This is a genomic window from Arthrobacter sp. MA-N2 (genome assembly GCF_000517125.1).
In the GTDB taxonomy this organism is placed as follows: domain Bacteria; phylum Actinomycetota; class Actinomycetes; order Actinomycetales; family Micrococcaceae; genus Arthrobacter; species Arthrobacter methylotrophus.
This window is the reverse complement of record NZ_KI912157.1, coordinates 341,471-353,150: the sequence shown is the minus strand read 5'-3', so window position 1 is coordinate 353,150 and position 11,680 is coordinate 341,471. Positions and strand designations below refer to the sequence as shown.

General features: G+C 64.7%; 14 protein-coding genes. 4 read left to right on the top strand and 10 right to left on the bottom strand.

What is annotated here, in order from left to right; genetic code table 11:
- Positions 1-73: 73 nt before the first annotated feature.
- The 5 genes from A3M3_RS0123300 to A3M3_RS27770 all read right to left on the bottom strand — a co-directional run bounded on the left by A3M3_RS0123300 (position 74) and on the right by A3M3_RS27770 (position 5,774).
- Positions 74-1,054 (bottom strand): DUF4192 family protein, encoded by a 981-nt coding sequence (locus A3M3_RS0123300; RefSeq protein WP_028268302.1) that lies wholly within the window; start codon positions 1,052-1,054, stop codon positions 74-76.
- 634 nt (positions 1,055-1,688) lie between these two features.
- Positions 1,689-1,964: a hypothetical protein gene (locus A3M3_RS0123295; protein ID WP_028268301.1), complete on the bottom strand. Its 276-nt coding sequence runs from the start codon at positions 1,962-1,964 to the stop codon at positions 1,689-1,691.
- Positions 1,965-2,481: 517 nt separating this feature from the next.
- Positions 2,482-2,745 (bottom strand): hypothetical protein, encoded by a 264-nt coding sequence (locus A3M3_RS29205; protein ID WP_231497420.1) that lies wholly within the window; start codon positions 2,743-2,745, stop codon positions 2,482-2,484.
- Positions 2,746-4,421: 1,676 nt separating this feature from the next.
- Positions 4,422-4,700 (bottom strand): hypothetical protein, encoded by a 279-nt coding sequence (locus tag A3M3_RS27775; RefSeq protein ID WP_081737031.1) that lies wholly within the window; start codon positions 4,698-4,700, stop codon positions 4,422-4,424.
- A 510-nt stretch (positions 4,701-5,210) separates the two neighbouring features.
- Positions 5,211-5,774 carry a DDE-type integrase/transposase/recombinase gene (locus tag A3M3_RS27770; protein WP_197023379.1) on the bottom strand — a complete coding sequence of 188 codons (564 nt, stop codon included), beginning with the start codon at positions 5,772-5,774 and terminating at the stop codon, positions 5,211-5,213.
- 385 nt (positions 5,775-6,159) lie between these two features.
- Between A3M3_RS27770 and A3M3_RS26750 the strand changes: the two genes are divergently transcribed.
- The gene (locus tag A3M3_RS26750; protein WP_051423523.1) at positions 6,160-6,873 is read left to right on the top strand and encodes a helicase associated domain-containing protein; all 714 of its coding nucleotides are present in this window, start codon (positions 6,160-6,162) and stop codon (positions 6,871-6,873) included.
- 267 nt (positions 6,874-7,140) lie between these two features.
- On the opposite strand, the gene A3M3_RS28365 is transcribed toward A3M3_RS26750, so the two are convergent.
- On the bottom strand, positions 7,141-7,293 hold the full coding sequence (locus tag A3M3_RS28365) for a hypothetical protein (protein WP_155854537.1): 153 nt from the start codon (positions 7,291-7,293) through the stop codon (positions 7,141-7,143).
- 476 nt (positions 7,294-7,769) lie between these two features.
- On the opposite strand from A3M3_RS28365, the gene A3M3_RS0123260 reads away from it, so the two are divergent.
- Genes A3M3_RS0123260 through A3M3_RS0123250 form a run of 3 tightly spaced genes read left to right on the top strand, consistent with a single transcriptional unit; the run spans position 7,770 to position 9,457 of the window.
- On the top strand, positions 7,770-8,102 hold the full coding sequence (locus A3M3_RS0123260; RefSeq protein ID WP_028268299.1) for a hypothetical protein: 333 nt from the start codon (positions 7,770-7,772) through the stop codon (positions 8,100-8,102).
- Positions 8,083-8,409, top strand: a complete 327-nt coding sequence (locus A3M3_RS0123255; protein WP_028268298.1) for a hypothetical protein — start codon at positions 8,083-8,085, stop codon at positions 8,407-8,409. The genes A3M3_RS0123260 and A3M3_RS0123255 overlap by 20 nt, the downstream gene beginning before the upstream one ends.
- Positions 8,410-8,443: 34 nt before the next feature.
- Entirely contained in the window at positions 8,444-9,457 is a 1,014-nt protein-coding gene (locus tag A3M3_RS0123250; protein ID WP_028268297.1) for an ATP-dependent DNA ligase, read from the top strand.
- Here A3M3_RS0123250 and A3M3_RS28360 read toward each other — a convergent pair.
- The 4 genes from A3M3_RS28360 to A3M3_RS0123230 form a co-directional block, all read right to left on the bottom strand.
- Positions 9,454-9,600 (bottom strand): hypothetical protein, encoded by a 147-nt coding sequence (locus A3M3_RS28360; RefSeq protein WP_155854536.1) that lies wholly within the window; start codon positions 9,598-9,600, stop codon positions 9,454-9,456. The two genes, A3M3_RS0123250 and A3M3_RS28360, sit on opposite strands and share 4 nt — an antisense overlap.
- Before the next feature lie 9 nt (positions 9,601-9,609).
- Positions 9,610-10,326 carry an SOS response-associated peptidase gene (locus A3M3_RS0123240; protein WP_028268296.1) on the bottom strand — a complete coding sequence of 239 codons (717 nt, stop codon included), beginning with the start codon at positions 10,324-10,326 and terminating at the stop codon, positions 9,610-9,612.
- Positions 10,327-10,428: 102 nt separating this feature from the next.
- A complete protein-coding gene (locus A3M3_RS0123235; protein ID WP_028268295.1) occupies positions 10,429-10,821 on the bottom strand; it encodes a hypothetical protein in 393 nt (130 codons plus the stop codon).
- A gap of 48 nt (positions 10,822-10,869) precedes the next feature.
- Complete coding sequence (locus A3M3_RS0123230) at positions 10,870-11,619, bottom strand: hypothetical protein (protein ID WP_028268294.1); 750 nt, start codon at positions 11,617-11,619, stop codon at positions 10,870-10,872.
- Positions 11,620-11,680: the final 61 nt, after the last annotated feature.

Below are 11,680 nucleotides of genomic sequence, written 5' to 3'. Positions count from 1 at the left end.
GGGGGCGCCCCCCCCGCCACCGGGAAGGCCGGGACGGATACCTCGAAGGTGATCCGTCCCGGCCTCGGCTGTCCTAGATCAGGCGGCGCTGGTAGGAAGTGCCCTTGTCTCGGGCAACGTCCGCGACGGCTCCGCGGTTGATGAGTTCGCGCAGCAGCACGGCGAGCCGGAAGTCAGAAACATCCTCGGCGGCCAGCTTCAGGTAGCGGTCTGCCTGTGATCCGCGGCCTTTGAGCCATTCCAGCCAGCCCATCAGGGTCAGCATGGGGGCGCGCTGTCCGGTCGGTACGGCCTTCATCAGCTCGAACGCGATAGCTTCGGCGCGGTCGATGCGTTCCCAGTTGGGGCGGCCGGTGAACTTTCCGGTGAGGGTGTCACCAAAGTTGCCGTTGTGCGTGGTGATGGTGTCGCGGAACAGGTAGTCGCGGATGTGGCGGTGCTGGAATGCTGCGGCCAGCTGCCGCGCCGTTTCCGTGTCCGGCGTCCCTTCGCCGTCCAGCACGGCCGCCCATGTCCGGCATGCGGCCTCAAGCTCCGCGTCGGTGCCCTCCGGGGCCTGCACCGGAAGTGCCCACGTGCCCAGCAGTTCGGGCTGGTAGACGTCGATGCCCGGGGCGGATCCGAAATAGGTCAGCGTGGCGTTGGCGTTGCTGTCGCGGATCTCGTCCAGTGAGTTCTTCTCGGTGGCGCCATAAGCGGCCCAGTAGGTCCCCGTCACCAGGAAGACCTTTTTCACGGGCATCCGTGCAATGGCCAGCTCGGTGCTGAGTGCGAGGACGTGGGCGGCGTAAGGGAAGCCGTAGGCCGGTTTCTCGTCGGTATAGACGATCACGTAGCTGCCCGTGGCCTTCTCGTCGTTGGCCGCGTAGGTTGCCATCATCTGCGCGTAGTGCAGTGGGGCGGCCTCCGCCGGGGCGTCCATCCGCAGGCTCGCGCCGAGGGCGCCCAGACGGGTCGTAAGAACGACAAAGGACTCCTTGGGCTGGTTGCCCAGCAGGTGCGGCACGGCGGCGAGAAGATCGGCGGAACCGGTGATGGTCAATTTTTCAGTCATGGTTTTTGTCCTTGCAGAGACGTGGGGCGGGTCGGGCGGCTCAGGTGACCGGCCAGCTTCCCTCTCCCCCCGTTGTTTTTTGGCTGCTGGCAAGCTTGCTTGCTTGGTGCCCGAACCGGCCCGTCTACCCATCGGGCAAGGGCCGAAAAATCTTGCGGGACCGCAGCGAAGCAAGGTCCCTGGCCTAAGAATTTTCGGCACGCAGGCCCCCGGAGGGGGCTAGACGGGTTGGGGCGGGCACGTACAATCCGGAGGACAGCAGCCAGAAAACGTCGTAGACAAACAGGTTCAGGGGGTCCGGAGCTCTGCGACGGCGCGCCCTGGACCCAACAGCCGGCCGCGCCAGCGGACGCCCATCAACTGGTTCACGCGCAGCGGAAACCAGGGCGAGCCCCGCGAGCCTGCCCTTCCACCCCCGGATCCACGGACAAACCCAACCCGGCCGCCCCGCCCGGGATTGCCGCCGGCGTCCCCCCGCCCGGCACCAGGGTAGGGCGGGATCGGCGGTCCGCCGCCGCCAACCACCCACCAAAGCCGGCCACAGGCGGCGGACCGCCCGCACTTCGGAACGCAGCGGGGCCCACGCAAAGAAGCGCCCACCTACTCGTCTGAGTAGGTGGGCGCTCTTTGGTGGCTAGTGCATGTTTGGCCGGTGCTCTGGCGCGAACAGCACAGCCACGAGCTCGTTGTGCCAATCCAGCGCGGCGTACTGGCGGGTGGTGTCCAGCAACCCGGGGTTAACGTGGGCATCCGCGGTCACCGCTTCTGCCATCCCGCGGATGTGCCCGGCGAGGTCCTTCGATGCGGCCGCGCTGTAAGACTCGGGGGACTTTTCCACGAGTGCGGCCAGGGTTTCGAGGAAAACAACGGTTTGGGCCGTGTTTTCGGTGATGCGGTTGGTTTCATTCATGGTTCTTGTCCTTGCTGAGACGGTGGGGGTGTTGGGGGCGATGAGGTGACCGGCCGCAAGGGGCCGGTCACCTCCGGCCCTACTCGCGGCGGTCGTGGAGTGGGACGGCTCCGTAGTGTCCGGCTGCGCGGCGGAACCTCGCGTCGCTGCTGAAGATGAACGTGCCGCCGAACATGTACCACGGGACACGGGTCTTCGCGCGCCGTCGGACGGGGCTCCGGGGCGGGCCACGGTTTCGCGGTGCGGGCGCTCGTTCCTTGACGAGCGCGGACGGCGGGCCGTTCCCTCGGTGGGCCTCGAACACCGGGTCGATGTCCTCGCCGGATGACGGTTACTTCCATGACGCGGGCGGAGATTCCCCGGTTGGAAAAGTCCGTGCCCAGGGCGTCGCGGTAGATCAGGGCGGTGATGCCCTTGGGGGCGCTGGTTTCGTTGCTCATGTGCTGGCTCCTTTGAAGGCGGTGGGGTGCTGTCCTGCCCGGCTCCGGCCGGGCAGGACAGCGGTTCTCAGTGCTGGTTACGCGGCGTCCCGCACGGCGAAGGGCATCCGGTACCGGCTGGGAAGCTCGGCGGCGGCCTCGGGCAGGTCTGCCGGGCCTTGGGCCTGCCCGTTCTTCCAGCTGGCGAACGCCTGCTCGGTAATCGCATCCCACAGCCGGGCCTTGGTCCGGTAGTAGGTGCAGGTCACGTCACCCTCGCAATAGGTGGCGATCCCGAACAGGTTGCCGATGCTGTCGGCCGTGCGGGTGACGGCGACCATGACGTAGGGCCATTGGCCCAAGGCCCAGCCGTCGGCAGCCCCAGCTGGAGAGCACGCCCCCAGCCGTGTTCTTCGATCAGTTCCATCCAGTCGTAGCCGCGCGCGTTCATGTGGGTAATCACCCAGCACAGGTCACGCGCGTCGATGGTTTCCCCGGTGTCAGCGAGGGTCACGGTCTTCTTGCTTACTGCGTTCATGGTTTTTGTCCTTGCAGAGACGTGGGGGTGTCGGGGCGATCAGGTGACCGGCCAGCTTCCCTCTCCCCCCGTTGTTTTTTGGCTGCTGGCAAGCTTGCTTGCTTGGTGCCCGAACCGGCCCGTCTACCCATCGGGCAAGGGCCGAAAAATCTTGCGGGACCGCAGCGAAGCAAGGTCCCCTGGCCTAAGAATTTTCGGCGCGCAGGCCCCCGGAGGGGGGCTAGCGACGGGTTGGGGGCGGGCACGTACAATCCGGAGGACAGCAGCCAGAAAACGTCGTAGACAAACAGGTTCAGGGGGTCCGGAGCTCTGCGACGGCGCGCCCTGGACCAACAAGGCCGGCCGCGCCAGCGGACGCCCGAATAGGTGTGAGCCCTGGCGAACACGCTCCCCCCGGCCCGCGGACTAGGCTGGGGACCGGTTGGCGGACTGGCGTGGCTGAGGGGGAAGGAGTTGGGGTCGATGACGGTTGCCCGGCGCTCGGCGCCTGATCCCGAGTTCGTCCAGCTGTACCGGCGGGGAATGTCAACAGCAACTTAGAAATGACCGGACGCGGCATGTTGGTCTGCCCGCTGGCGGCAGGTGATTGACCGGGCGCGCGGCCAGAGTATTTTTGGACAGGGGGTCAGGCGCCGCGCCGGTGTGTGCCGGGTTGGCGGGCGCCGGCTGACCGGGGTTTTGGGTTAGCTCATGGGGCAGGTTCCTTTCCCGTTTTGGGCTTGCATGAGCCCGGACGGACTCGCCCGCTGGTTTGGCAGAGGTGGGTGGGTGGAGGAGCGAGCGGGTCCACGGGTCGCGGTGGCAATGGTTTTGGGCATGAGCTCATCGAACCCGGACGGTGGGGATATTGGAGCTGATCGCCAGAGAGCGCTTCTCGTAGGGAGGCCTCGACAACCCGGCAGTAGAGCCCTCGGGCCGCGTCCGCCGACACCGGCAAAAGGCCGATGTCATCGACGCAAATCAAATCCACGCTCGTGGCGCGGGTGATGGCTTTGTTGACCGCCTGTCATCGATCCGGTGCCGGCGCACCGAGAGCGCCGAGGTCCTCCATGCTCAGCCAGGACACGGACATGCCCTGATCGATGGCCTGCTGGCCCAAGGACTCCAGCAGCAGCGGGGGTCTTGCCCGTGCCGGAGGGCCCGCAGGCAATCAGGTTCTCCGCCGCCCGGCACCCCATCCAGCGTCGCGCAGGAACGATGTTGTCGCCGCCGCGGGAGGGTGGAAAGGGGGCCTCGTCCCAGACATCGAAGGTCTTCCCGGAGGGAAAGCCTGCGCGCTTGCGGCGGGTGGCCAGCATCGAGGCGTTCCGGCCCGTGGCTTCGGCCTCCCAGCAGGACGCGCACGACCTCTGTCGGGGTCCCAACGCTGGGCTTTCGCGGTCGCCAGGACGTCGGCGACGACGGCGCGGGCGTGCGGCATCCGGGTGTGCGGCGCATCAACCCGATCACGTTTCTCGACCCGCCGGGTCCGATAGCGAGCTGGGGCAAGGGCTGTCGCGCTCATTCGGTGGCTCCTTCAAAGTCTTCATCACTGGTGGTGGCAGGCGCGGTGGCGGCAGGCGCGGCGGTGCCGAAGTTGGCCCAGCCGCTGGTGCCCTGGCTGAGCCATTGGCCTTGGTCGTCGGTGACGGTGCGGGTGCTGGTTGTGTGGTTTTTCCCGCCGGCGGTATTGAAGATGGAGAGCAGGTCCTCGTGGGTGAAGCGCTGATGCCACCGCGGCGGAACCGAGGCCCTTGTCGACCTCGTCGGTGCCCAGGACCTTGGCGAGGGTGACGGCACGTTCCATTTTGTGCCGGATCTTCCCGGTCCCGGCCGCGGCGGCTTCCTTGAGCCAGAGCGCAGCGCCGCGCGCCGAGGGCCAGGAAATCTTCCTCGGCCTTGTTGGTCGGGCGCATGACCCGTTCCAGAGCCCCGGCTGGGGCGGCGGGAAATGGGCGTCAATGATCGCCGGAGTGCCTGGGCGGGTGAGTTTGTGCGCGGCGCGGAAACCTCGACCGGGGCCGGTAACACCCGGACATGGACGAGACGATCGACGGCTCGGTCTCGCGGTCCGCGCCCGCGCACCCACACCATCTCACCCATCAGGATGTGCGGGGGACGGAGTACCGGGGACTGTTCGAACGTGATCATGGGCATGTTTCGGCGGGACCTGGCGGGCTGGCCGAAAACTTGCTGTCACCGGGTTCCGGGACCGGGTGCAAGCGGGGGCGTTCGAGAACCCGGAGCATGTCCTTGGGGACCTCCAGCGTGGACCGGTGCACCCGCGAATTCACCTCCTCCATGAACGCCTCACACGCCCGCTTCCAGCTCGGCGAAGGACCCGTACTCGGGCAGCAGGTTCGTCTCTTTGGGGACGAGGTCGGCTTTGGCGATCTTAACCGCGTTCTCCACCCCGCCCTTGGAGGCAGGGTCGGCCCGGGATGCACGTCTGCATGGACGTCCGAATAATGCCTGGAAAACGCCACAATCTGCGCGTTCCGCACGGGGATCCCGGCGATGTGCTCGATCGTGACGGTCTTCCTCGTTATCCGTGAGTACGTAGGTCGTGACCCCGCCGACCAGGCGGAACGACCGGTCCAGGGCGGCGAAGACGCTCGGCATCGTCTTGTCCCGCAAAGCGATCACGATCCGGAACCGGGAGAAGGCCAGCCAAGCCACGAACAGCACGGTCTTCACCCCATCAACGACGGGCCCGTCGCCGTAGTCATACTGAAGCCAGAGACCCGGCTCGGGCGTCCAGGGCCGGTGCACGCGCACGTTCCGGGCCCGGTATTTCGCCTTCAATGCAGCCAGCGTAGTCCTGGTCGTGCGCTCACACCCGGTGAAGCCCAAAGCCAGGAGCTTCTCATGCACGACATCGCCGCGGATCTTCCCGCGGGACTGCTCCCACCCAGGAAATCATCTGCGGCAGGAACGGGTGTCGGTCATCCGACCGCGCTGCCGGGCCACCGGCGCCTGCGCACCTTCCTGGCGGGCTTTCACATAAGAGCGCACCGTGTTTGTGCGAAACGCCGCAGATCTTCGCGGCATCCCGGTACGACCGGGTCAAATCATAAGCAGCTAAAATTTCCATGAACTCTCCTGGAGACTTCACAACGAGCCCCCTCCTTCCCATAACGGGTGAAATACAGACGATCGACATCGCCATTTCACCGCGGAAGGAAGGGGCTCTCCCCGTAACGACACGAGGGGATGGACAAGGGAATCCCCGGCACGCGAGACCACCAAAGGAGGCCAAATGCTGTTCAAAAATGCTTGCCGCCACGGGTCAAAACCTTGCCGCGAACGGTCAGTCAGATTTTCCGACTCCGGTCAGTTTAAAGTTGCCGCTTACAGGGGAACGCCGACGTCGAAGATCGCGGCCTGGGCCGGCGTTGCGGAGACGACGGTCCGGTATCACCTGCAGATCGCGGCCAAACAAGACCCGTCCATCCGGGAGGACCACAAGGCGGCGCTGGCGCCGCCGGAGCCTCGGGTAACGGCGGCTGGGCTGCGGAACCTCGCCGATGTCCTGGCTTTCCATGCGTCCCAGGGGCGGCTGCCCGTCAGCCACGGCTGGACGCCGCGGGAGCAGGCCTTGGGAACCTGGCTGGCCAACCGCCGCCGCGAATCCGCCGAGGGCGCCCTCTCCCCCGTCTACCGGGATGCCCTGGCGGTCATCCCTGGCTGGGACGCCCCCTCGACCCGGAAAACCCAGGACGCCGAACGCTGGCAGCAACGGCTTCAGGAGCTGCAGCGGATCCGGGCCGACGGTGGTGAATGGCCCCGGCACCAGAAGACAGATGACCAGGAAGAACGCACGCTGGGGGTTTGGCTGCACTCCCAGCGGATCGACTACCGCGCCGGCAGGATGGACCCGGTCAAGTTGGAAAAGCTGGACCGGCTCGTGCCGGGATGGCGGGAAGGACGCGGCCACCGTGGCGGCCGTAGACGCCGGGATCTGCCCAGGTAGGGCCTACTCCCCCGGCAGGTCTTGAGGAGCGGGGGGACGGGCCCCTGTAGGGCCCGCCCCGGCACCGGGTTTAGGTTTCCTGGTCCTTTCGGGTCTTGGTGGTGGCACGGTAGGCGGTGATGGAAGCGCCGAGCGCTGCCAGGGAGAGCACGAAATTCAGGATGGTCAGTGGTTCCATGAGGGTTTCCTTATCGGTGAGATGAACCTAGGCTAAGAAGGAGCCCGGTGGCCGCAACCTTTGCGGTCACGACCACCGGATTTCAGCAGCTACACCTTCCTTGCTTTACGCTTACGCTTCCGAGTTGCCGCTCGGGGGCGTTTGCCCGTTAAGAGCGCGTTCCGCGTGGAAAGCAGAGCGATGACAGCTGTCAGCAGGCTCACGACCGCTGTCGCGAGCTTGATCGCTTCGTCGATGCTCATGTAGCCACCTCCTTCCTGCCCCGCCGTGCGAGGCCCCCGCCGTCGCAGCCGGTCGAGGGTGGGCCGTCAACCCCGAAGAGTGCATGGGCAGGGCCGCGAAATAAGGGAGCCCCGGCGACCGCGTGGTCCTGGCCGGGCGCGTGGGTTGACGGGTCGGGCCCCCGGACGGCTACGATGAGCGGCCTTGTACGGAGAACAACCCAGCCACATGTAAGGCAAAAACAAGCTTTTACTGGCCGGAGCGCAGCGAAGGACCGGTTCCTGGGTGGAGCGCAGCGGAGCCCAGGGCTTTCAGGGGCCCTGGTTATGCCCATTGGCGGGCAGGTGGAGTCCTCCGCACAGCTCAAAGCTGTCCCCACTGGGTACAACCCGGGCCTCGTTTGTCGTACCCCTCCCCCAAGATGGGAGCCGGCGGTCAGGCACCTGGCCGCCATCCTTTGGCGTGTCTATTCGAATATATGTTCTAGGGTTGTGGTATGTCCTCCGAAGAGTTTGCGGCCGCGCTTCAGGCGCAGTACGCACGGCGGGCCGGCCCAATCGGGCTGACCGTGGAAGAGCTTGATTTCGAGCACTTCCCGGTCAAGAACGGGTATCCGGGGATCCCGGTGAAGGCGTGGATCCGGTTCCCGAACTGCGCGGAGCTGGTTGACGGCGAAGTGTTCGCCTGGACAGCGAAGGCAGCCGAAGTGACGTGGAAGGACGGGCCGGTCACGTACCGGACCTGGGTGTGGAGTTCGGCGGTTACCCGCCGGGAGGAAATGATGAACAGGAATTTGGGAGAGCGGACCCGTGGCAAGAGCAGCAACTGACAACCCCTTGGATGTGCCGGTGCAGGTCCGGTTCACCGCCAAGGGCATTCCCCTGGCGATCAGGTATGACGGCCGGATCTGGGCCGTGGCCGCAGAGCCGGTGCACTGGTTCACGCGGGCGGACTGGTGGAACACCGCCAAGCGGGCACCAGTCGGCATCGGCAACCTGGTGGACATTGAACATTGGCAGGTCCAGGTAAGGCTGACCTCGACCTCGGCGCTACGCACCTTCGAGCTGCGCCGCGATCCTCTGTCCGAGCAATGGCTGCTCGCGGCCATCACGGATGCGGGGGCGGCCGCGGCCTAAGCCCGACAGGGCTGGCGGCGGTACCGTGGCTGTCATGACTGAGGACGTGCCGGCCACGCTCCATCCGCCCGTGCCCCTGGCGCTGGCGAAGGCAGTCGAATCCGTGCCGGCGGAGGCGGCGCTGCCCGGTGGCAGCGTCTATGAGCCCAAGTGGGATGGCTACCGGATGTGCACCCTCGTGGGAGCTGGCGGGGTGTCGTTGTGGTCGCGTCAGGGCAACGACTTGACGCGCTATTTCCCGGATCTCGTGCGGGCCTTGGCGGACCAGGTTCCGCCGGGGTGCGTCCTGGACGGGGAAGCAGTGGTGTGGACAGCTGACAGACTGGATTTCGACGCCCTGCAGCGGCGATTGGTGGCTTCAAAAGTTGGCCTGCCTGCCCTAGTCATGGAACACCCGGCCTCGTTCGTTGCCTTCGATCTGCTGGCCGCCGCCGGACACGACATCAGGGAAGCGCCGCTGTCTCAGCGCCGGGAGCTGCTGGAGCAGCTAGCAGGCGATTGGGCGCCTCCGCTGAACCTCTCCCCCACAACCAAGGACCGCGTCCAGGCCCTCACATGGTTCGAGGAACTGCACCACGCGGGGCTGGAAGGGCTCGTAGTCAAAGGCGCCGCCCAGAGCTACCAACCCGTGCGCCAGTGGGTAAAAGTGAAGCGGCGCCAATCCGTGGATGTGGTGTGCGCTGCGGTAATCGGTCCCATGCACCGGCCGCACTACTTGGTGGCAGGGCTGCCAGTGGAAGGCCGGCTAAGGATCGTTGGACGGTCCACGGTGCTGCCGGCGAAGGCTGCACGGGAACTGGCCGCGCATCTGCGGCCGCCGCAAAGGCTGCATCCCTGGCCGGAAGTAATCACGGAAACCACGCTGAACAGATTCAGTAAGGACAAAGGCCCGGTGCTTCTCACTTTGGTAGAGCCAATGGTGGTAGAGATTTCCGCGGATGCTGCCTGGACAGGCAATGCCTTTCGACACGCCGTTAGATACATTCGACCGCGACTGGAGCTATCCCCTGCCGGTGTCCTGCTGCCGGACCGGTTTAAGTCGGGTTAGCGATCCGTGCGGATCACTATGAGGTTTTGGCCCTCTTCCAGAAGCGCGTACAGGTTTTCCCGCGCTTCTTCATAGGTGTCGCCCTCGGCCTGGATGTGGTTGTAGCTGCCATCCGGGTTAGTAATGGTGCCGGTGAGTATCACCGCATGAGTCTATTTGGCCTCAGGTTCAGCGGGCTCGATGAGCTCCGGCCCGTTGTTGCGCACGCTGTTAACCCGCGGGCTGACAATCCGGGGTGTCAGTGTCGGTTCCGGCAGGGAGTCTAGCAGGTGCTGGATGTCGTCCTTGTCAGTCAGGTCCGGGTCGAGCCATTCCGCGAACCGGTCCCGCGGGATGATGACCGGGGAACGGTCATGAACGTGCCCCAGCGCGTCCTGGGTGGTGGTGGTGAGCACAGTGCAACTGAGCAGCCACCTTCCCGGGTCATCCTCGGGCAGGGATGGGTCCGCCCACCACTCGTACAGGCCGGCAAAGCCCAGGATGGGCTCCTTCTCGGAGTACAGGTAGTTCGGGATCTTTTTGCCGTCCTCGGTCTTCTGCCACTCGAAGTAGCCATCGGCTGGCAGGATTCCGCGTCTTTTCAGCGCCGCCTTGCGGAATGACGGCTTCTCCAAAATGCTCTCGCTGCGAGCATTTATAAGCTTGTTACCGATTTTGATGTCCTTTGCCCACGACGGCACCAAACCCCAGTGGGCCACGAGCAGATGTCGCTCGATGCTGCCCTCGTCCAAGCGCTCAGCCACGATCGGCACGCTCTGTGTCGGCGCGACGTTCCAGCTCGGCGGGGGAGGCGTGCCCTCGACCTCCTTGGCATCGAAGTAGCTGAGCAGGTCCCCGCTAGCCTTGGACATCACGTATCTGCCGCACATGCACCCATTCTGCAGGAGAACCCCAGCCAGCAACCGACCTCAAACGGCAAATGCTGCAGAGGACTTCGGTGCAACGGTCCAGTGGCACTCGCAGTCGCCCGTTTAGTCGGCAACGTCCATCTCTCGGAGGAAGCCTGCCGCGAGGGCAATCCACTCTTCCGGCGTCGCGCCGTCGGTCCAGATCTCTAGGTACTCAACCGGAGTCAGGTTCTTTGGCTCCTCGGGAAACGGCTCCTCCTTATAGTTGTGAAAAGGCGAGGTGGACTTAAGCTGCCACAACATTTCGCGGGCCTGCGAACTCGTCCTGTGCCCTCCAATTTCAAAACGGGGAAAGCTCTGAGGATCGCGCTGCTGCGGAGGCCACGCGCGCCAGGCGTTGTAGAAAGCCAATTCCCAGTCGAGGTTGTTCCACCGCCAAGGGCCATAAAAACCATTGGCTACAAGACCGCCCATGAAGCCTTCGGCGGTGTTACGCAGTCGCTGTTGTTTGTTCACATGTTCAAACTACTAGTTGGGCCGGAGGCGTTCTTGCCGTGACATCTGTCAGCCTGGAAGATCTGCCGGTGCCGCTGAAGCTCGCTCTTGAAGTATGGAGAGAATCTCTGGCCGGTAGCGTTGCTGTACGCGGTGTTTGGTCCCCTTCTTCATCTCCGCGATCAGCTTGCTGATTGACTCGGCGTGGCGAAATTCTCCACCAGCAGCGAAGAATGCCCGCAACCAAGGTTCCTTCTCCAGGACATACCCGCTATCCGTGATAGTACGGATCAGTTGAACAACGGCGGCTTTCCCGTTCCCGGTCGAGAGCCCGTTGTACTGCTCACCAACCATGCACTTGGCCGCCTCGAGCTGAACGGGGTCGAGTGCTTCGACCGATCCTGTATCCAAATTCTGTGCACCTGCACCGTCAAGCCAAATCCGGACCATATCCGAGGGGGACCAGACGACCACAAAGAGGCGCGCCACCTTGTTGTTGTCAACGAGTTCCCTTAGTAACTCACAATCGTCCTGCTCATATGGATGCAGGACAGTGAGGGTTCCGTTGAAGCGATTGCTCTCCTGTGTAAGCTTTCGCAAATCCGAGATTCCCACGGTCCGTTGGGAGCCCTTCTCCACAGCGACATAGTTGATGAACTCCATGTCAGCGCTATTTGGCTCTCGCAGCCTCTTCAAATCTGAGGCTGCGAACAGGTACGGCGGCTCGCCAAGCCACTCGCGGATAACAGCGCTCTGGGGCACCATTGAGGTACCTGCCTTCGCCCAGGCTTCGCGGGTCATGTATGCCAGTTCAGTCATGTCCGGATCCTTTCACGCACCTCCGACATTTAGGGTTTAAGTTGGCTCGAAGCATGCCTCC

What these genes read in the sequence shown, in the direction of transcription:
- A3M3_RS0123300 (WP_028268302.1), bottom strand. Translation starts at nt 1,054, where the DNA reads ATGACTGAAAAATTGACCATCACCGGTTCCGCCGATCTTCTCGCCGCC.
- A3M3_RS0123295 (WP_028268301.1), bottom strand. Translation starts at nt 1,964, where the DNA reads ATGAATGAAACCAACCGCATCACCGAAAACACGGCCCAAACCGTTGTT.
- A3M3_RS26750 (WP_051423523.1), top strand. Translation starts at nt 6,160, where the DNA reads ATGCTGTTCAAAAATGCTTGCCGCCACGGGTCAAAACCTTGCCGCGAA.
- A3M3_RS28365 (WP_155854537.1), bottom strand. Translation starts at nt 7,293, where the DNA reads ATGAGCATCGACGAAGCGATCAAGCTCGCGACAGCGGTCGTGAGCCTG.
- A3M3_RS0123260 (WP_028268299.1), top strand. Translation starts at nt 7,770, where the DNA reads ATGTCCTCCGAAGAGTTTGCGGCCGCGCTTCAGGCGCAGTACGCACGG.
- A3M3_RS0123250 (WP_028268297.1), top strand. Translation starts at nt 8,444, where the DNA reads ATGACTGAGGACGTGCCGGCCACGCTCCATCCGCCCGTGCCCCTGGCG.
- A3M3_RS0123240 (WP_028268296.1), bottom strand. Translation starts at nt 10,326, where the DNA reads ATGTGCGGCAGATACGTGATGTCCAAGGCTAGCGGGGACCTGCTCAGC.
- A3M3_RS0123230 (WP_028268294.1), bottom strand. Translation starts at nt 11,619, where the DNA reads ATGACTGAACTGGCATACATGACCCGCGAAGCCTGGGCGAAGGCAGGT.